The organism is Vibrio sp. 1-Bac 57, assembly GCF_037546855.1.
Lineage (GTDB): Bacteria > Pseudomonadota > Gammaproteobacteria > Enterobacterales > Psychromonadaceae > Psychromonas.
Window position 1 is genome coordinate 35693 of record NZ_JALAAC010000025.1, and the last position, 21566, is coordinate 57258.

The following is a 21566-nucleotide window of genomic DNA, read 5'->3' on the forward strand; positions in this document are numbered from 1 at the left end:
TGATTTGATAGTATGTATTTTCTTTCCATTAACACGGCTCACATTGCGCAATAAACAGTCAATAAAAGTGTTATGTGAACCTAAGAATTAGTTAAAGTACAAAAAAACACACAAAGGCCCTACTAAATTATTGAAAGGTGCTAAGGTTAAATGAGTATTTTATTGAGCAACTTACAAACAATTTTAAATCAAAAAGATACATCACCATTACTGTTAATGTGCAAATCCTTAACTATCAGTAAAATAATTAAACTTTAATTAACACTTGCCGATATAGACAAATCAACCTGTACTTAAAAGTACGCTATTTACCCTCTTCAAAGCAGTGTTTAATATATATGCAACAACAAATTTCAACGTTTTTTCAATATAGTGATTATAATTTATTCATTGTTTCTACGCACAACCCAATATTAGTCATTTTATCAATATTGATCGCTATCCTTGCTTCTTTTATGGGGTTTCAAGTTGCATCTCAAGCAAAGCATACAACGCCCGCCCGTAAAAGTTTATTACTACTAATTGGCAGTATTGCTTTAGGAGGTGGTGTCTGGTCAATGCACTTTATTGGCATGCTCGCTCTGGAGTTATGTACTAGTGTTTCCTATCAGTTTGAGTTAACGACGCTCTCTATTTTACCTGCAGTAGCCGCTTCTTGGGTGGCACTTAATTTACTTACAAACCACCAAATTCAAAGGAAGCAGTTAGTCTATAGCGGTGTTCTGGTTGGTTCAGGTATTGGAACTATGCACTATGTCGGTATGGCGGCGATGGAGATGGCCCCTTTACTTCGTTATGACCTACCTTTGTTTATCCTCTCTATTATTGTCGCTATCAGCTTGGCAATATTAGCACTGTGGATAAGCTTTGGTTTAGATAAAAAGGCATCATTGCAATACAGTAAAAATACAAAACTAACCATTTCAAGTTGTGTTATGGGAGCGGCCATTGCTGGTATGCATTACACAGGTATGCTTGCAGCTCGTTTTGTATTGCCACCCGGCATCGAGCTATCACAACAAAGCAGCAATGTATCAACGTTATTGGCACTGGGAGTCACAACCATTACCGTAGTGATCATTTTTCTAGTGTTAGGCATAAATTTAATTATTCGCTATAAAGATATTTCAGCCACTGCAACCAATAATGAAAGACGACTGCTTGCCACTATGGACACTGCTATCGATGGCATTATTACGATTGATGCTGAGCGTATTATTATTAGCGTCAATAATGCAGTATCAACATTATTAGGATGGCAACCAGAAGAGTTAATTGGCAATAATGTCAAAATGTTAGTGCCTGTACCTTTTCAGCATAATCATGATCAATATGTGGATAATTACCTACAAACTAGAGAAGCAAAAATAATCGGCAAAGGCCGTGAAGTAGAAGCGCTTTGTAAAAGCGGTGAAAAAATCCCAGTACGTTTAGGAATTGGGCATGTAGAACTGAATAACCAACATATGTTCGTGGCCTTTATTTCTGACTTACGTGAGCGTAAAGCCATGGAAAACACACTGCGAAAAAAAGAATCTAAGATCCGTTCCTTGGTCACTAATATTCCCGGTATTGCTTATCGTTGTATCGATAGACCGGGTTGGCCAAATATTTTTATTAATGATGAAGTTGAAAAAATATTGGGTTACCCAGCTGAAGACTTCTTATTACCTTACCCTAAACGTAGTATTGCAGACTTTGTACATCCAGAAGATATGCCAACTATCGCACAGACTAATTTTCGACACACAAACGGCTTTAAGCTTGAATTTAGAGTTATTGACCGTAACAGCAAAGTAAAATGGGTACTGGGTCACGGTCGCTCATCAAAGGATGAAAACTCAGAAGATTATTTTCTTGATGGTTTCATCATGGACATTACAGACCGTAAAAAAATGGAATCAGCTTTAATTGCAGAAAAAGAAAAAGCTGAGCAAGCCGCGGCAACTAGAGCTGCTTTTTTAGCAAATATGAGCCATGAAATTCGCACTCCAATGAATGCCATTATTGGTTTTAGTGATATTTTATTGGATGAAGAACTCAGTATTCATCAAAGAAAACAACTCAATACTATTAATCAATCAGCTAAGTCCTTATTGCATATTCTAAATGACATTTTGGATAGTGCGAAACTGGATAAAGGTAAATTTCAGCTCGAATATCGGGATTTTTCGCTAGTCGAAGAAGTCGATTCAGTGGTATCAACATTATGGTTGCAAGCCCAACATAAAAATTTAGATATTAATCTTAATATAGAAAAAAATATTCAACGCTTCTACCATGGTGCACCTGATCGATTAAGGCAAGTACTCACTAACCTGGTTGGAAATGCAATCAAATTCACCGAACAAGGGCATGTTGATATTGCTATAAAAAGTGAAGCTGATGGTTTTTTAACCTTTGCTATTACAGACACTGGCATCGGTATGACTCAGCAACAACTAGCCGCTATTTTTGATGCATTTGCACAAGCAGATGAATCCATGAGTCGCCGTTTTGGAGGCACCGGGTTAGGTACCACTATCAGCAAACAGCTAGTTGAATTAATGGGAGGCACAATTTCGGTGAGTAGCGAGTTTGGCAAAGGCTCTACTTTTACTTTTACGCTTCCTGTAAAAATTGCGATAGCATCTACAGCAGCAGACAAAAAACAAGATCAAGTTCTCCTACCACAACTGAGTGTATTGATTGTCGATGATATTGAGCAAAATATTGATTTATTAAGCTTGATCTTAAAACGACACGGACATGTAATTTCCGTTGCAAGAAATGGTGAGCAAGCACTATTAAAAATGGAAAGCGAAGGGTTTGATGTCGTCTTGATGGATATACAAATGCCAGTAATGGACGGTTTGACAGCTACAGAACAAAGACGAACCTATGAAGCAGAAAATGGGCTGGCACGATTACCAATCATAGCCTTAACAGCGAGCGTGCTGCCTCAAGATAAAAAATCTGCACAACTTGCAGGAATGGATGGTTTTGCCAGCAAACCCATCGATATTCGGCAGTTAATAGGTGAAATTGCGAAGACTATTATTATTGAGCAAGTAGACACTTCACCCAAACAGCCAGTTTCAACACAAAAAGCAACGATTGACCTTGAGAAGGGCATTGATTTGTGGGGATCGAAAACAAATTTATTTCATGAAATCATAAACTTTTTAAACAAGTCAGAACATGAACTCTGTTCACTAGTGTCATTAGTACAAAGTAATGATTGGTCCAAGCTAGAAGATATTGCACATAAATATAAGGGTGTTGCTGGTAATTTAGCACTGAATCAACTGATGCTGGCGTTTACTGAGTTAGAGCAAATAACCCGTAAACACAAACAAAGCGATGCTTTATTATTGATTGAGACGGTTCAAGATGAAGTTGATGCCATTAGTAAATGCGCGCAGAAAATGAGCAGTAAAACGCATAAAAAAGTACAAAGTAAACTTAAGGCAATATCTAAAGAACAGTTACTTAATACTTTATTAACCTTACAGAAATACGTTACCAATAATGAATTCGATGATGACTTATTAGATACACTTCAAGCCAATGCTGCGGGGTACGATAAACAAGTTACGCCTATCATCATTGCATGTAATGACTTTGATTTTGATTTAGCTTCAAGCCATATCAAGGCGTTTATCGACTCGTTACGATCCAATATTTAAATGATTAATAGGTGAATTGAATGCCAAATAGTAAACAGAATGTGCTTGTTATCGATGACGAGCCTATTAACTTAAAAGTATTGAACAATATCCTGAAGGATACCTATAAACTGACTTTTGCAAAAAGTGGTGCGGAAGCATTACGCTTAATAGAAAAAGAACAACCTGATTTAATATTACTTGATGTAATGATGCCAGAAATGACAGGCTATCAGGTATGTGAGCACTTAAAACAAACTACTTTATATAAGTCTATTCCTATTATTTTTGTCACTGCTTTAAACGATGCCGTTGATGAAGCCAAAGGTTTGAATATGGGGGCTGTAGACTATATTTCAAAACCTGTAACACCTGCGGTAGTGAAAGCTCGTGTAAAAACACACCTATCATTGGTTGATGTTAATGAATTAAAGCGTACTCGATTACAAATAATACAACGTTTAGGTCGAGCTGCAGAATACAAAGATAATGAAACAGGTATGCATGTGATGCGCATGAGCCATTACTCTAAAATAATTTCTTTGGCTTATGGCCATTCAATGAAAGAAGCGGATGCTTTATTTCATGCCGCACCGATGCATGATATTGGAAAAATAGGCATTCCTGACAGCATCATGCTTAAACCGGGTAAATTAACTAGCGAAGAATTCAGCATCATGCAAAAACATCCGGAAATAGGCGCTGAAATACTCGGAGAGTCTGATTCTGATTTAATTGAGTTAGCTAAAGTCGTTTCTATGACACACCATGAGAAATGGGATGGAACAGGCTACCCTAAGCAATTAAAGGGAGAAAACATTCCTATTGAAGGACGTATCGTCGCCCTAGCAGATGTTTTTGATGCATTAACCAGTGTGCGCCCTTATAAAGAGGCTTGGACGGTTGAAAAAGCCGTTGAGTTTATTACTTCGCAAAAAAATAAACACTTTGACCCAGAGCTAGTTGACTTATTTGTAAGTAAGCTGGACAAAATTGTAGAGATAAAAAATCGCTGGAAAGATTAGATTATGAAAGTCTTTTGATAAGCGATAGCGCCTTTCAGCCCTAACAATAAAGCTTGTTAAACGAGGTTATTATTTAAAAAATAATCGAACAATAAACAGACTTCATGAACAAAATAGGCGATAATCCGCGCTTACAAAATTTCAGGTGCTCAAAAATTCACCAGCCTAGCACCCATTTATAAAAATATAGTTTCAGGAAATTTATTTATGTCCCAAGTTGGCACTCTTTTTATTGTATCTGCCCCAAGTGGCGCAGGGAAATCTAGCCTTATTAAGGCATTATTAGCAGAAAATAGCGATCACCCTGCTCAAGTATCAATTTCACATACCACACGTTTACCGCGTCCAGGTGAAGTAGATGGTGAACATTACCATTTTGTTAGTAAAGCAGAGTTTGAACAGTTAATTTCAGAAAATGCATTTTTTGAATGGGCTGAAGTGTTTGGTAACTATTACGGAACCTCTCGCATCACTATTGAAGAGTCCTTGCAACAAGGCATCGATATCATGCTAGATATTGATTGGCAAGGTGCTCGTCAGGTACATCAAGTTATGCCAAACGCTAAAGGTATTTTCATCTTACCTCCGAGCCGCGCAGAGTTAGAAGCGCGCTTGAACAAGCGTGGCCAAGATAGTGCTGAAGTCATTGCGCAACGTATGGAAAAAGCACAATCAGAAATGTCACACTATAATGAATATGATTATTTAATCGTCAATGACGATTTTGATACAGCTATACGCGAGTTTTCTGCTATTGTACGCGCACTGCGTAATGAGCAAGAAAAACAAGCGATAAAACACAGTAAAACCATCAAAGAGTTATTAGAAGTATAAACTCTATACTAAGGTGCTGGATCAATTCGTATTTTGCACATATAATAACCGCCCTTTTTTATGTAATTAACTTTTGGAGTTCAACAATGGCACGAGTAACCGTTGAAGATGCAGTAAATGTAGTAGGCAACCGTTTTGATCTAATCTTAATGGCTTCTCGCCGAGCTCGTCAGCTTGCTACTGGAGGTAAAACACCTTTAGTTGATCCAGAGAATGACAAACCAACCGTGATTGCTTTACGTGAAATTGAAGAAAACTTAATTACTAATGAGTTAATGGATATTCAAGATCGTCAAGAAAGACATGAAAAACAAGCTGCTGAATTAGCTGCTGTTGCTGCAATTGCTGAAGGTCGTGGTTAAATACTAACTGACCTTATAAAAATGAAAAAGCGCTGATCATGTAAATGTTCAGCGTTTTTTTATGGCTAAAAAAATACTATCGATTGTATTAAATAGGTGGCTTAAATTTGCTGCTGGAAAATGAATTAGGTTGAGCATAGATTGATGTAAAGGTTATTTCCTTTAACGAACTTACAATAAAAAATACCTAATTTTAACCCGCGAAATAATCCACTTAATTATTCTAATTGATGTAATTAGTATAATCAGGAAAAAATTTTGTTTACTTTATTACTCCCCGCTCTCGCTATTATTATCGGTTTTGTGTTGCTTATCTGGAGTGCTGATAAGTTTGTCTTAGGCGCGTCTAATACTGCACGCAGCTTTTCTATATCTCCTCTCATAGTCGGTGTTGTTATTGTTGGCTTAGGCACCTCTGCCCCTGAGATGCTAGTATCTGCAATGGCTGCCGCTGATGGCAATACCGGTTTATCAATTGGTAATGCTATCGGTTCTAATATCACTAATATTGGTTTAATGTTAGGGATCACTGCAATGCTTTATCCATTGCAAATTCACTCAAAACTACTCAAACGTGAGATGCCCGTTTTACTCGCTATTATTACCTTAAGCTATTTTATTCTCTGGGATAGGGAACTCAGTTTTGCGAATGGTTTATTATTGCTAACACTTATGTTTTTGATGTTAGCTTTCACTATTTGGGAAGCTAAAAATCAACCTGACGATGCCCTGTCACAGGAAATATTAGAGGAGCTACCGGAACAGGTTAGTAAAGGAGAAGCCATTAAATGGTTGTTGATAGGCATCTTTATTTTGATCGCATCTTCTCGAATTTTAGTCTGGGGTGCCGTTGAAATTGCAGAATACTTTCAAGTCAGTGATTTGATTATTGGATTAACCATTGTGGCCATTGGCACCAGTCTGCCTGAGTTAGCTGCAACGATTACCGCAGCGCGTAAAAAAGAATATGACCTCGCACTGGGTAATATTATTGGGTCTAATATATTCAATATACTCGGCGTAATGGCATTACCAGGACTTATTCGTCCAGGCACATTTGATAGCGTTGTATTAACCCGAGACTATCCAGTGATGTTAGGTTTAACCATCGCCTTACTGATATTCTCTATTGCTTGGCGTAAAGGCACAACTGGCGTTTTAGCGCGCGTTGAAGGTGGTTTATTATTAGCCGCTTATATCGGTTATATGTTTTGGTTATACACTGGCCTAATTGAAACGGTTGTTTAGTGTTAATTTAATTACAACAAAAAAATAAAAATTTAAAGGTGCTAAAGATATACTTTAGCGCCTTTTTTCTTTTAAAAAGTAAAACCCATAAATTGCAATAAATTGTCTATGATTAATAAAACACTTGTCGGCTTCAATATTGAAGTGCATAAGGACTAAGCAGCACCAAGCAGCAAAAAGTACCCGCCCTCCTATTAAGACAATAGGTCCAAGTGTTCTGGCGGCGAGGCGTATAAATAAATAAGAGTGATCCTTCCTAGATAGCAACGAGTATTATTTACAGGGTCTAGCCGTATAAAACTTGCTAAGCCCATTTTTAATTCCTCAATCAATAATTGTGGTGTATAGCTAATAATTACTCCCTCTAATTGTTGTGCACTTTTATTATTCATACCATTCCACTTAATTAAATGGTTAAAAATTACGAAGGAAAAATCAATGAGGGCAAGGCGTTTGATTGAGTAATAGCTAGCTATTGGAATTGAGAACTACGGATTGAAAACAACAAAGTGTTCGTTAATTTTAATCAGCAATATTGATCAGGTTTTTATGCAGAATTGTATCATTTAGATAGCAGGTATAAAAAAGCCCAGCGTGTTAACACTAGGCTATTTATTCCAAAATAAAAATTAATTTTTATTTTGCGTTTAATACTTCTTCTGAAAAAGCTTCATTTGTTGCCTTCACTTCAGATGCAACATTTACTGGTGCTGTATTTTTTCTATGTGTTAAATAAAGTGGGATGGTTGCAAATACTACTCCACCTACAATGTTACCCAAAATGGTAGGGATCAAGTTAAAGTTTAACCATGTTGCAATACCAAAATCAGCACCTAAAATCATACCGAGAGGGAAAAGGAACATGTTTACCACTGTATGTTCAAATACTAACGCGAAGAAGATAAAGATAGGTAGCCACATAGCGGCCACTTTACCTGCAACAGAGCGTGATGTCATACCACCAATAACACCTAAACAGACCATCAGGTTACAAAAAATAGCGCGTACAAAACAAGTTATCCAGCCATCCATGCCTAGGTTTTCAAAACCAACGGTACGTGCTGTTGAGACTGCAATAAATTTCTGTGCCACAGCATTAGGGTCAATTGAAAAATTCATAGTTAATGAAATCGCAATCAAGTAAGCCACGATTAATGAACCAATTAAATTACCTAATCCAATCAGTCCCCAACAACGAAAAATACTCGCCCATGAAACACCTGGACGGTTATCAAATTTAGCCAACGGCGCTAAACCAAAAGCACCTGTTACTAAGTCAAAACCCATCAGGCTTAAAATACAAAAGCCAACTGGAAAGACAAGTGCACCAACAAGGCCAACGCCTGTTTGTACAATAGCTGTGATAGCAACAACAACGGCAAGTGACAAAATAATGCCTGCCATGGTGCCACGTAAAAGCAGATCGCCAGTACTCGTTTTTGTTTTAGCTTCGCCAGCATCGATCATGGTTTTTACGAAGTCAGTAGGTTTAATGTAAGACATAATATTGTCCCTATTGGTTAAAGTTTAAAGTTAAAATTGAATAGTAAAAGGCTTCCTACTTACCTCATGAATCACGATCATCACGTCCATAAGTAAGAAGCATTTGAGCTATTTAATCTTTACAGTTGAGCTTTTTATAACTGAACCTCGATGTTGCCTTCTTTGACTCGTGTTTTATAAGTCGCCACTGATACTTGATCACTTTCTAAACATGAACCATCGATTAAGTTAAAACGTTGTTTTTTAAGTGGCGAAGCAACCCACAACTGCTCTTTGTGTTCGCAAATAATGCCGCGAGACAATACATTTGAACGAGAAAATGGGTCCATATTATCAATGGCAAAGACCTGTTCTTTTTCGCTTGGACGAAATATGGCAATTTGCTTACCTTCAATTAGTGCACAAACACCGGTTCCTATATAGATGTTGTTAAACGCACAAACTGGGATCCATTTACTCATTACACTTCCTCCAAATTGATTTTGTATGTTGGGGCTTTTTCTTCAATGAATGCAGGACGTTTTTGATCGCGTATCGGCGTAAATACAACATTTTCATCGTGTAAATCGCTGTTAATAAAATGCGCAAAACGTTTTAATTGATTATCATCAGAGAGTGTTTCTGTCCACTCACACTTATAGCGACCAATTGCTGCAGCCATATCCATTTCAAGTTGATCATTAATACCTAGTTTATTGTCGATAATCACTTTTTTCAGATAATCTATACCGCCATCTAGGTTCTCTAACCAAACTGAAGTACGTGTCGCTTTATCTGCAGTACGCACATAGAACATGACAAAACGGTCTAGGTATTTAAGCATTGTTTCTTTATCAAGATCAGTGGCGAATAGATCTCCGTGGCGCGGCTTCATACCACCATTACCACACACGTACATGTTCCAACCACTATCGGTTGCGATAAAACCAACATCTTTACCCTGTGCTTCTGAACACTCTCGCGTACAACCTGAAACACCAAATTTCATTTTATGTGGCGTACGTAACCCTTTATAACGGTTTTCCAGTTCAACACCGAGGCCAATACTGTCCTGCACACCAAAACGACACCAAGTATTACCTACACAGCTTTTCACCATACGCAGTGCTTTGGCATAGGCTTGACCCGTTTCAAAACCAGCTGCGATTAATTGCGACCAAATATCAGGTAAATCACCTTTATGCGCACCGAATAAAGCGATACGTTGTGCGCCTGTTACTTTAGTATAAAGCTCATACTGATCCGCCACACTTGCCAAAGCAGACAAAGCTTTAGGCGTCACTTCACCGCCGGGCATACGTGGGATAACCGAGTACGTACCATCTTTTTGCATATTACCGAGGAAAATATCATGGGTATCATGCAGACCATTATTATCGCTAGAAAGAATGTACTCACTCCAACAAGACGCAAGAATAGATCCTACCGTTGGTTTACAGACTTCACAGCCGTAACCGCTACCGTATTTTGCTAATAACTCAGAGAAGGTTTTAATGCCTTCAACGCGTATCAGATGGAATAACTCTTGACGAGAATAAGCAAAATGCTCACAAATATAATCATTAACTTCCACACCGAGTTTCGACAATTCAGAGTTTAATAGTTGAGTTACTAAAGGAATACAGCCACCACAACCTGTACCTGCACTGGTTTCCATTTTTATTGCATCAAGCGTGTGGTGACCCGCTGCAACTGCATCAGCAATATCACTTTTCTTAACATCAAAACATGAACAAATTTGTGCTGTATCAGGTAATGAATCAACACCCAATGATACTTTTTCACCACCAGCATGAGCAGGTAGGATCAACGTGTCTGGGTGCTTCGGTAGCTCAATCCCATTAAGTTTGTATTGCAGTAAATCGCTATAACTTTCTGTATCACCAACCAGTACTGCACCTAATAATGATTTACCATCTTCAGAAACAATAATACGTTTATAAACTGATGCGTTTTCATCAACGTAAACATAGCTTTTACAGTTCGGAGTACGTCCATTTGCGTCACCAATACTACCTACATCTACACCTAGTAATTTTAGTTTAGCGCTCATATCAGCGCCTTCGAATTCATTTTCGCGGCCAAGGATATTATCAACAGCCACTTTTGCCATGTTGTAACCTGGCGCTACTAAGCCAAAGAACTTGTCATTCCAAGAAGCACATTCACCAATAGCATAAACATCCGGATCAGAAGTCATACACTGGTTATTGATAGCTATCCCGCCGCGCGGTCCAATTTCAAAACCACATTGTCTAGAAAGCCTATCCTGTGGACGAATACCCGTTGAGAAAACTATAAAATCAACTTCTAATGAAGTGCCATCGGCAAATTTTAGCGTGTTACGCGCCGTTTCACCCGATGCTATAATCTCCTGCGTATTTTTGCCCGTATGAACATTAACGCCAATACTTTCAATTTTTTGGCGTAACATCTGTCCGCCTTGTTGATCGAGTTGCTCAGCCATCAATACAGGTGCAAATTCGATAACATGCGTTTCTACGCCAAGTGCTTTTAATGCACCTGCAGCTTCTAAACCTAATAAACCACCACCGACAACAACACCGCTTTTACTGCGTTTTGCAGTTGCTTCAATTGCATTTAGATCTTCAATGGTACGATAAACAAAACAATCTTGGCTTTCATTACCTTTAATCGTAGGTACCCAAGGGTAAGAGCCCGTTGCCATTACTAATTTATCGTAAGCAACTTCACGCCCAGTTTGAGAAAGAACTATTTTTTTCTGACGATCAATGGTTAAAGCTCGTTCACCAATTAAAACTTCAATATTATGTTTTTCGTAGAAACCTTCTTTCACTAAAGAAAGTTCTTCGGCTGTATGATGAGAAAAGTAAGAAGATAAATGCACGCGATCATAGGCAACGCGTGGTTCTTCACAAAAAGCTGTAATGGAAAATTTTTCAAGATCAGCCTTTTCAACAAAATCTTCAATAAAACGGTGGCCAACCATCCCGTTACCAATAATTACTAATTTTTGTTTACTCATAATTTCCTCATTCACCAGCTAAAACTAAATTCCAGTGAAAGATAACCTAACTTCATAAATGGAACTTGATAGATATCAAGAGAAGTTGCATAAGTGTTAAAAATGAAAATTTAAAAGTAGTTTTTTTAAAAAAATCAACAAAAACCATTATTATTTTAAGGTTATTGTGGCTTTTGTCGTATTTTTATAGTGAATGAGGAGGGAATTAAACAATTAGCCATGATCATGCCATGGCTAAGGTTATTAATAATAGGAAGCTAGCAGATGACTTTATAGATATCTGGAAAGATAAATTGATAGTTTAACTGTACTTTAACTTTTTCATTACATACAATTTTACTAACCGCGTTATCAGAAAATTGACAATTTGGTTCAGGATAACCCAGTGACTTTGCCATTGTAGAATAATAGTCACTTTTACTAGGATGGTTATCTGCACAACCATTAAAAATTTCTCCCCATGCGCCTTGTGCTATCACAACTTTAACCAGCTTAATACAATCAAGTTGGTGAATGAGATTAACCTTTGCATCACCATCTCTAATACTTTTTCCCGATGCAAAAAAACGTCCCGGATGACGCTTGGGGCCAATTAATCCGGCAAAACGAATCACCGAACAATCAAAAGCAGGGTTATCTGTAAACAGTTTTTCAATAAGCCGTAAGTTTGTTTCATGCGTTAACGTATCACTCTCTTTACACCACCCCTGATCATTTGCATACACGGAGGTTGAGCTAACAAACAACACATGTTTGATAGGGCTTTTTTCTATTTCAGCAACGAGAGCCTGATAAGCAGTGAATTGTTTACTGGTGATATTGATAATCAGTGTTTCAGCTTGTAAAAAAGGTAAAACATCCGTTAGTTCATTCTCAATATCAACAACATATGACTTTAAGTTTTGCTCACTTAATTGTTTGGCTTTAGCCTGTGACCGAGTGGATACGCGAATGTTTTTTCCATCTTGCTGTAAGCTTTTTGCGAGCGGTAAACCTAACCAACCGCTACCTAATATACTAATAATGCTATTTTCATTACTCACTTTTATTTCCTTATTAATACACTTACCTGATTCTATAGGGCATAAAATATTAACGTAATACTGAAGCTTGTAACTGCTCACGACGTTGTTTAGTGCTAATAATAATCGTCTCTTTACGCGGACTGGATGCTTGCGACCACTCTTTAATTTCATCCAGACTACGGAAACATCCCATACAAATATCTTGATCATTTAAACAGCAATTACTAATACATGGAGAAGGAGGAATCTGCATCTTTTTTCCTTAGTTGATCATACGTTGCTTTATCATTTCTTTTCTGTCGCTTACGGATCGGTTACAATTTTGCCTTATTAATTTAATAACAAAGAGAAGTAAATGAAAATAATTCGCTGGCTATTAGGCCGTTTAATTTTAACGTTGAATTTCATTTTTGCACCCAAAAAACGTCAACGTACAGAAGATCAACAACAAAAAGTTGACCAAGAAACACAAAGCTTACAATTATATCAGTTTCAAGCTTGTCCTTTTTGCGTCAAAGTACGTCGAGCAATGCGCCGTAATGCACTCAATATTCAACTCGTTGATGCAAAACAAGCTGATAACCAACAACAATTAGCAGAACAAGGCGGAAAAGTTAAGGTGCCTTGTTTACGTATTGAAGAAGGTAACAAAGTCACTTGGATGTATGAATCTTCAGATATTATCCAGTATTTAGAGAATAGATTCGCCTAATAAAAAACCTCTCTTAAACTGTTGAGAGAGGTTTATATCATCAAGACTAATGATGATGGCCGTGATCATGATGATGGCGATGCGCTAATAAACTTTTAGGTAATAACTCCGCAATAAAAGCACGTGCACCTCGACGTAATAATGAAGCAAAATATAACACCAAGATAATAGCTAAACTTACGATATTCCACCAAGCAAAGTCAGAGTCTAATTCTCCTAACCATGGCAATGGAAAAGCATCAATATATTGATTTAATGATAACCCTATCAAGAAGGCTCCGACTAACATCACCATCGCGAAAGCAAAGGCTGCAAAGTATCCCTGTTGAAATCTTAATTGCTTTAATAAATCTAGACTAATACTTGGCCCAATTAACAAACAAGCCACGGCAGCACCTGGGGATAAACCAGCTATTAACATCACTGCAATAATGGGTGTCATACCTGTTGCACACAATGCAAAAGGGAAAGCAATCAAAACCATCACTAGTACCTGTAACCATAAAGCTTGCTCAAAGAATGCCCACGCAGGCGTCGCAGACAAGGTGGCAGCAAGTGCCCAACCAAATATAACCCACGGCGCTGTATGATCTAATTGGTGCTGGTAACCCTGTTTAATCGCGGTAATAAAGCGAGAAGTAGGTTTGCCACCCTGGCAACTTTGTGCAACCACGGCTGAAATTGGATTTTTGAAGTGTCGCCCTAGTAACCATGCAATTAACGTTGCAAATACCACCGCAAAAACAATGCGTAAAAGAACCAGCTGCTCGCCTAACAGAGGAATAGAAATTAAAATAGCATCAAACCCAATAATTGGTGTTGCAATTAAGAAGGCAGTAGCGAAGGTTTGGTTTGCACCTAACCCCAACAGTTGTTGATGCATTTTACTCGCCGCAGGAGAACAAACAGGAAGCGGCAAGCCATATACAACACCTTTGATGGCATCTCTAAAGTACGCTTTATTATCTTGTGTTGGTAATACGTTTAAGGTCGGCTTAAAGTAATGCATTAACCCGCTTAGAAGATAAGCCAATAGCAACATTGGAGCACTATATAAAGCTAATTTAGTAAAGTTAACTAATGTCAGTGCGGTATTGTGCTGTTGATGTAGCGCTTCACTCTCTTCATCATGTTCTTCGTGTGCAACCGTCGAGTACTCGTGGTTATGATCTTCGTGTTCAACGGCTAAATGCTGATCACTCGTATGTTGATCTGTTAAATGATCATGCTCGACAGCTAAGCGCTCATGTTCTTCATGTTCATCGGCTGAATGCTCATGGTTATGATCTTCATGCTCGACAGCTAAGTGATCATGTTCTTCATGTTCATCGGTTGAATGCTCATGGTTATGATCTTCATGTTCGACAGCTAAGTGCTCATGTTCTTCATGTTCATCGGTTGAATGTTGGTGGTTATGATCTTCATGCTCATCAGCCGAGTGTTGCTCTTGATGTGTATCGTGCTCAACACCTGAATGGTTGTGATCGGCAGGTAATTCGGTTATTGATGTTGCTTCAATACCGTGGTCATGATTATGCTGAATATAACCTAACCAATGGGGTAAGAGAACAAACCCCAGTACAACTAACCCAAGAAAGCTACCAATACCAGCAGCATACTTATGTTCTTTTACTTCACCAGTTTGATGTTTTTTATGGTGCTGCAAATAAGGGCGATGCAGTACAACGTGCATGATAGAGCCCATTACGAAAGCTTGGAACCATGCTAAATATTGACCATCCAGTTGTGCCATTGATAGTTCAGCATAAGAAGCACCAAGTAAAGTCGCAACAGCCATGCTAATTAACACCACAAAAGGTAATACGACGCCATATTGAGGACGTAATAACCACCAGATAGTTAACCCCACAGGGAAGCGATGTAATAAGACTCCTAATGCTAATAACCAACCGGTGTGGTTAGCTTGATCTGCCAATAAAACAGTACCATCGATACTGGCATGCAAGACTAAGCCTAATACACCAAGAAACAAGGTAGTGTTATGCGCTTTATCTGCAGCTTTGTGAAAATATTTCTCTATTAATGAAGGGGTTAATAAACCAAGACTAGTGAGCACTAAAACTAACAATCCCCCTTCAAAGAGCAGCTCAGGCAAAATGTGGAAGAGTACTAACCCTGAAATACTCACAAAAATGAAAGCATCTAATAGATCTAACCATCCAGGTTGACGTTGTAATAAACGATAAGTAACAGGACCTAAAAATAAGGCCAAAATGCTTAGAGTGAGTAACATAGAAAAACCAGCTAGCAAAAAATGTTATAATATAACAGCCAGAAACAACTCGCTATAAAAATAGCATAATAAAAATAATTTTATTCTTTTGCTAATCTAAGTTCGATTGATTCAATATACTCTCGCTGCTCCGCTAGATTAAAAGCATTAGGTCTTAATACTTGAATTTTTTTCATTACTTTATGCAACACCTCTCCCCGCTCTAATAATATTTGAGCTGCGATCATGCCAGTCCGTCCTGATCCGCCTTTGCAATGGATCGCAACACTCTTTTCGTTTTCTAATAGGCGATGGATAGCTGGACCAGCAGTTTCCCACAAGCAACTAAAATCTTTATCTGGGATTTGCTGATCACAGATCGGTAAATGAAACCATGACATACCTAAAGATTTAGTTGCGATGCAAATATCATTTAATAACAGTGCTTGTAACTCTTTTTCAGTCATCAATGTGATCACTGCATTGGCACCAAACTCCTTTAAAGCCTGTAAAGCCAATTTCAAGGAAAGCTCTTTAGCACCAGGGCATGGAGTTAATAACAACTTAGCATTGCTGTGTTCAACACTGAGAGGAAAGATGGGATGTAAACTCATTAAACTACCTACTAATATCCATCATAGTAATTAAGCTTATTAAAATAATTACTGTAAAAAGCAAAAATAAAAAAAGTAAGCCAAAACTTACTTTTAAAATATACTCGCTAATAATGACAAATTTATGATCTATCAACCATCAATAAGTATTAAATTTGTAGAGGTTGGCTTAGCAGCAAAGGTTAACCCTTCTCTATAACAAAGGTTAGCTTGCTCCTGCTTGCCTTCTTGTTCTAAAAGCGAAGCGAGTAATTTATAATCCGCAATATTTGGAAGCGATTTAAGACTTTCAGTCAAATGCTCAATAGCAGCTTCATTATGTCCTTCTTTTAGCTTTAAGTGCGCTAAAGCCTGATGGATATAATCGACATGTGCTGATTTCTTTAACTGCTTCTCAAGAAACATAATAATAGGATAATAATCGGTTGCTTGTATTTTTTGTAAATAAGGTAATAACGGCAATGAGAATTGACGATGCAATTTATCTAACAAAAACTCTTGTGCAACTTTTCCTCGATCATGTTCAACTAATGCGGCTAGCATCGCTTCTTGATAACTCAATTCTTTACGCATCCAACGAGCAACATCTTTATGCCAATAGTCATTAAGTAGCTGCCCACTCTCCTGTGCTAGTTGCTTAAATAATTGTTGATGCGCATGAAGCTCTAACTCGGCAAACTGTTGATCATTTAAGCCTGTTAATTTTCGTTGAGCATTAATTAATGTAATCAACTCTTGCCATTGATTAAGCGCTGGATATAGTGTCATATAGTGCTGTAACACTTGTTTATTCTTAGGGAAGTTTTGATTTAACTCGTTTAATGTTGCAGATGCGTTTTCATATTGTTTTGCATCAAGCTGTAACTCTGCCCAAACAAGTCCAACAGCTAATTTACAACCTGGGTGTGTATTAGCTAATTGTAAGTAATCATCACGTTGATTAAAGTCACCATTTTTGTGAGATGCACGAGCAGCTGCAATATAAGTCAATGCGGGTGCTTCACTTCGAGAGGCGGATTTAGATAATAACTTTTGAGCCTGTTTAGTATTTCCTTCTAACAAAGCAAGCATACCTAATAAACTATTTTTTTGTGCTTTACGTGTTTTACGTTGCCCAAACCACCCACGAGTAACACTGCTCATAGAAAGTAGTTTACGTAATATCCACTCCACAAAAAGCAGTAAAAAGTAAAAAATAACCGCAATAAGTGCCGCATTGATTATTGTTGTTTCATAGGTTGTATAGCTATCAAATGAAATTAAAATATAACCTTTATAAGCACTTATTTCAGGCGCAAAGATTAATGCGGCTAATAAGATAAGAACAATAATTAAAACTCGAATCATAATAATTACTCCGCACTTTCAATAGTAAATGACTTGCTAATGCGTTGTTTAAGAATACGAGAAAGCAACGGCGCACTTTTGAATTGATCTGGGTAAGTAATAGCAACTTTTTGCTTACTAAGTCTTTTAATTGAAGTGTGGAATTGTTCAGTTCCTTTATCTTCCATATCGTAATAAAGCTCGATTAGCTTCATTGCATTTGTCATAGACATATCGTAAATATCTTGCTGCTCTCTATAAACTGCGAATTCAGCTTTTGCGAGGTGATTTCTTAAATTTTCTTTTAAGTACCAAGCTTGCTCAGGCGCTAATAAAGCTTCAACAGGTTTGTCTCGATGAGAGATAACGATAAAACTAGCAACAAAATCATCCCAAGACTGGTTAATGTTTTGCTCCCAATCAGCGACATCTGAAGAGACTGCACCATCGGTTTCTTTATTTACTTCAGGCATATCCAAACCAACCATCACAAGTTGGTCAATACGTCGTTCTAAACTTGATAAAGCCAATACTACGCTATCAGGATCGCGTTGTGGTAAAGCTTCCAACATATTAATATCTTCAAGTACGGCGCGTCGTAATGGATTTAGACTTGGATCTCCCATTTCAACAATACGTTGATCAGCTGCATTTAACAGAGAAGTAGCAGTGGTCACATCATGTTCGAGCCATAATTTCCGTCCTGATAAATTGATCAAGTATTCCACTTCAGACAAGATCCAATCACTTGGATGACGAATATTTGTTTCCGCCATATTACGTTGTAACGCTTGCATGTCCGAACTAAATAATTTGCTTTTATTCTGTGCATCTAGCAACTGAATATTTAATTGTTCAACTTGTGTTTTAAAGCTATTATTTAATGATTTGCTTTGTTGAAATTGTTTGTCTTGCTGTTCCACTTGTTCTGCTAGTTGACTAGCTAACACTTCAATTTTTTCTTTGTATACATTGTTATTCACTGAGTTATTCTTATAAAGATACCAACCAAATACAATGATAAATAAAGACAGTAAAATAGAAATAACAACGAGGATCGCAACAAGTCGAGAGGACTTTTTGGGTTTATCATTGACAACTTCAGGCTCAACAGTCGCCGATATATTTTGAGTTTCAGTATTAGTATCAGTCATAACTTTCCTATTTAAAAACTAACGGGCTATACAGTTGCCATCATCTGCTTTGAAAAATTCTACTAGTTGCTCGGTACGTAGACTTGGTAAAAGAACAACATCTTTCGCACCTAACAAGGTAGCTTCCTCAGCGACTCGTTGGCTTGGAACATAAAAAACCAAACCCAATAACCAATCTTTATGATTCATTGGTACCAAAGCAAATAATTGATTTAAAATCTCTACACTACTGATAATAACACCATTTATACAGGCTTGTTGCCAATTATTAGCTAATTCGTGACCATCCAATACAATCTTGACACGTTTATATGTTTGTAAAAAATCTACTTTTGCACCACGTTCAATGAGGGCATTTTCTAATAACTCCCTTCCACCTTCACCACGTAAGATTAAAATATGCTTATTTTTAATTGATTGTAGTGCTGCCAGCTCTAATAAACCTTCACTATCAAATCTTGTTAAAGGACACATCACATCTTGCTTTGTCACTTCGCTCAATTGTATCTGTGTCGATTTACCAACAGCTAAATAAGTTGCTTTTGGCCAGTCATCATTAATTTGTTGTTGTGCATATTTAACAGCATTACCACTGACCACAATCACCAAGTCATAATAACCGCTTAAAAATATATCGAGAGCCTGACGCTCTTTTAATAGTGTTGTCATTAACAGAGGTTGAGCAATCGCAAAGCAATCAACATGACTTAAACGTTCAACCAACTCCTGTGCATGAGGTGCAAAACGAGTCACTAAAAGTCGTGGAGCAGGTTTCACTTATAAACTTCACTTAGAATTTCTTTTGCGCCAGCATCTAACAATTGCAGTGCTAATTGCTCACCTAACAGATGTGCATCATCAATATGCCCAATTAATTCTTTTCTAATGATATTCTTACCGTCAACACTGCCAACTAAACCACGTAAAAACACTTGGTCTTCTCCTTTTAACAAAGCAAAACTACCAATAGGAACTTGGCAGCCACCTTCAAGTGCTAAGTTCATTGCTCGTTCAGCAGTGACACGAATTCGAGTATCACGATGTTCTAATGGCGCAAGCAAAGCAATTGTCTCTGCATCATCTAGTCGACATTCGATACCAACTGCTCCTTGGCCAACAGCCGGTAAGCTAACTTCCGGTTCTATATAACTAGCAATACGCGACGCCATCTCTAAACGAATTAAACCAGCAGCAGCAAGAATAATCGCATCATATTCACCGTCATCTAGCTTACGCAAACGCGTGTTGACATTACCACGTAAGTCTTTAATTTTTATATCAGGTCTTAATTCACTAATTTGACATTGGCGTCTTAGACTACAAGTACCAACGATAGCGCCTTTGGGTAAATCAGATAATTGTTTGTAGTTATTAGAAACAAAAGCATCACGAGGATCTTCACGCTCACAAATAGTGGTTAACCCCAAACCTTTTGGAAAATCTACAGGAACATCTTTCATCGAATGCACAGCAATATCAGCACGCTTCTCAAGCATAGCGACTTCCAATTCTTTAACAAATAAACCTTTTCCACCGACTTTAGCTAATGGCGTATCTAAAATAATATCGCCCTTTGTTTTCATTGGTAATAATTCAACAGTTAAATCTTGATGATGCTTCAATAATTCGGCTTTAACAAAATTAGCCTGCCACATTGCTAATGGACTATGACGAGTTGCAATACGGATAATTTTTTTAGACATGATAATTTCTCTAACAAAGGGAGTTTTTATGCTATCAAAAACAAAACAATGATCCAGAGAAATATTTGATAATACGCCAAAGTTCGAGTTAAAGCATAAATTCTCTAACCTTGTTCAGTTAATTAATGCAATTGATACCCTAATTTAGCCAATGGTCAATATTCTTGGGGGGTAAGACTTATAGGTATTTGATGGCGATTTTCTGAGCAAGTATGCAGATTGATAAAATTCGAATCATTGGAATAGCGGTGATTAAGCTGTTGACGATGGAAAGTCGTCGCGAAACGTTTGAAAACTTAAAAGGATTGACCACCAAAAGCCCTAAACGAAAAAATCCCTGCTGACATAAGTCAACAGGGATTGTTCTGAATACTATGCAAGCTTGGCGATGGGTCGAGATTGCTCATGACCCATCGCTGTCGCGATATCACCAGGGCACACAGAACTTAGCCCGCTCATAAGACGATGCTGACCGCATCATTCCCCCCTATCTATCGCACTAAAGGATGGCCACTGCGCGGCGCTTTATTTATCCCCTGCTCAAGCAGGACATCACCACCAAAAGCCCTAATCGAAAAAAACCCTGTAGACAGAGTCTACAGGGATTGTTCTGAATACTATGCCAGCTTGGCGATGGAATGGTCGTCGCAGAGCTCCTCCTCTCGTCAACCTTGCCTGTCGGTAAACTCGCCCTACTTTCTGCGTAGCTCATAAATCAACACAATTAAAAAAGCCCCACCGGAACTAACCAGTGGGGCTATTTTAAATTAGGTGCTTGGCGATGGGAGGAGATTGCTCATGACCCATCGCTATCGCGATATTCGCCCTACTGCCGCACTAAAGGATGGCCACTGCGTGGCACTTTATTTATCCCCTGCTCAAGCAGGACATCGCCACCAAAAGCCCTAAACGAAAAAACCCCTGCTGACATAAGTCAACAGGGATTGTTCTGAATACTATGCCAGCTTGGCGATGGAACGGTCGTGGCAGAGCTCCTCCGCTCGTCAACCTTGCCTGTCGGCAAACTCGCCCTACTTTCTACGTAGCTCATAAATCAACGCAATTAAAAAAGCCCCACCGGAACTAACCAGTGGGGCTATTTTAAATTAGGTGCTTGGCGATGACCTACTTTCGCATGGGGAGACCCCACACTATCATCGGCGCAGCTGCGTT

17 protein-coding genes are annotated in these 21566 nt (G+C 38.1%); 6 read left to right on the forward strand and 11 right to left on the reverse strand.

The features are described from left to right. Positions 1–338 precede the first annotated feature (338 nt). The 5 genes from MT391_RS14995 (at position 339) to MT391_RS15015 (ending at position 7116) form a co-directional block, all read left to right on the forward strand. The gene (locus MT391_RS14995; protein WP_499498800.1) at positions 339–3668 is read left to right on the forward strand and encodes an MHYT domain-containing protein; all 3330 of its coding nucleotides are present in this window, start codon (positions 339–341) and stop codon (positions 3666–3668) included. Positions 3669–3688: 20 nt separating this feature from the next. Further along, entirely contained in the window at positions 3689–4672 is a 984-nt protein-coding gene (locus MT391_RS15000) for a response regulator (RefSeq protein WP_028868171.1), read from the forward strand. Positions 4673–4879: 207 nt separating this feature from the next. Continuing rightward, the gene (gene gmk / locus MT391_RS15005; protein WP_028868172.1) at positions 4880–5506 is read left to right on the forward strand and encodes a guanylate kinase; all 627 of its coding nucleotides are present in this window, start codon (positions 4880–4882) and stop codon (positions 5504–5506) included. 86 nt (positions 5507–5592) lie between these two features. Next, a complete protein-coding gene (rpoZ, locus tag MT391_RS15010; RefSeq protein ID WP_025563521.1) occupies positions 5593–5868 on the forward strand; it encodes a DNA-directed RNA polymerase subunit omega in 276 nt (91 codons plus the stop codon). 258 nt (positions 5869–6126) lie between these two features. Then, on the forward strand, positions 6127–7116 hold the full coding sequence (locus MT391_RS15015; protein WP_499498802.1) for a calcium/sodium antiporter: 990 nt from the start codon (positions 6127–6129) through the stop codon (positions 7114–7116). Positions 7117–7752: 636 nt separating this feature from the next. Here MT391_RS15015 and MT391_RS15020 read toward each other — a convergent pair. From MT391_RS15020 to MT391_RS15040, 5 genes are all read right to left on the reverse strand, one after another. Continuing rightward, the gene (locus MT391_RS15020) at positions 7753–8619 is read right to left on the reverse strand and encodes a formate/nitrite transporter family protein (RefSeq protein WP_037071212.1); all 867 of its coding nucleotides are present in this window, start codon (positions 8617–8619) and stop codon (positions 7753–7755) included. A gap of 134 nt (positions 8620–8753) precedes the next feature. Then, on the reverse strand, positions 8754–9080 hold the full coding sequence (nirD, locus tag MT391_RS15025; RefSeq protein WP_028868176.1) for a nitrite reductase small subunit NirD: 327 nt from the start codon (positions 9078–9080) through the stop codon (positions 8754–8756). Beyond that, positions 9080–11626 carry a nitrite reductase large subunit NirB gene (gene nirB / locus MT391_RS15030; RefSeq protein ID WP_028868177.1) on the reverse strand — a complete coding sequence of 849 codons (2547 nt, stop codon included), beginning with the start codon at positions 11624–11626 and terminating at the stop codon, positions 9080–9082. The genes nirD and nirB overlap by 1 nt, the downstream gene beginning before the upstream one ends. A 257-nt stretch (positions 11627–11883) precedes the next feature. Continuing rightward, positions 11884–12669: a Rossmann-fold NAD(P)-binding domain-containing protein gene (locus MT391_RS15035; protein ID WP_037071214.1), complete on the reverse strand. Its 786-nt coding sequence runs from the start codon at positions 12667–12669 to the stop codon at positions 11884–11886. Positions 12670–12718: 49 nt separating this feature from the next. Beyond that, positions 12719–12904, reverse strand: a complete 186-nt coding sequence (locus tag MT391_RS15040) for a DUF1289 domain-containing protein (protein ID WP_028868179.1) — start codon at positions 12902–12904, stop codon at positions 12719–12721. A gap of 102 nt (positions 12905–13006) precedes the next feature. Between MT391_RS15040 and MT391_RS15045 the strand changes: the two genes are divergently transcribed. Next, positions 13007–13363, forward strand: a complete 357-nt coding sequence (locus MT391_RS15045; protein WP_028868180.1) for a glutathione S-transferase N-terminal domain-containing protein — start codon at positions 13007–13009, stop codon at positions 13361–13363. 46 nt (positions 13364–13409) lie between these two features. Here the strand turns inward: MT391_RS15045 and MT391_RS15050 are convergent, their stop codons facing one another. The 6 genes from MT391_RS15050 to hemC all read right to left on the reverse strand — a co-directional run bounded on the left by MT391_RS15050 (position 13410) and on the right by hemC (position 20396). Next, on the reverse strand, positions 13410–15617 hold the full coding sequence (locus MT391_RS15050) for a permease (protein ID WP_028868181.1): 2208 nt from the start codon (positions 15615–15617) through the stop codon (positions 13410–13412). A gap of 80 nt (positions 15618–15697) precedes the next feature. Continuing rightward, positions 15698–16210 carry a phosphatase domain-containing putative toxin gene (locus MT391_RS15055; protein WP_028868182.1) on the reverse strand — a complete coding sequence of 171 codons (513 nt, stop codon included), beginning with the start codon at positions 16208–16210 and terminating at the stop codon, positions 15698–15700. A 132-nt stretch (positions 16211–16342) separates the two neighbouring features. Further along, the gene (locus MT391_RS15060; RefSeq protein WP_051369135.1) at positions 16343–17557 is read right to left on the reverse strand and encodes a heme biosynthesis HemY N-terminal domain-containing protein; all 1215 of its coding nucleotides are present in this window, start codon (positions 17555–17557) and stop codon (positions 16343–16345) included. Between the two features lie 5 nt (positions 17558–17562). Next, positions 17563–18690 (reverse strand): uroporphyrinogen-III C-methyltransferase, encoded by a 1128-nt coding sequence (locus tag MT391_RS15065; protein WP_051369134.1) that lies wholly within the window; start codon positions 18688–18690, stop codon positions 17563–17565. 18 nt (positions 18691–18708) lie between these two features. Further along, positions 18709–19467, reverse strand: a complete 759-nt coding sequence (locus MT391_RS15070) for a uroporphyrinogen-III synthase (RefSeq protein ID WP_028868865.1) — start codon at positions 19465–19467, stop codon at positions 18709–18711. Further along, a complete protein-coding gene (gene hemC / locus MT391_RS15075) occupies positions 19464–20396 on the reverse strand; it encodes a hydroxymethylbilane synthase (protein ID WP_499498807.1) in 933 nt (310 codons plus the stop codon). The genes MT391_RS15070 and hemC overlap by 4 nt, the downstream gene beginning before the upstream one ends. Positions 20397–21566: the final 1170 nt, after the last annotated feature.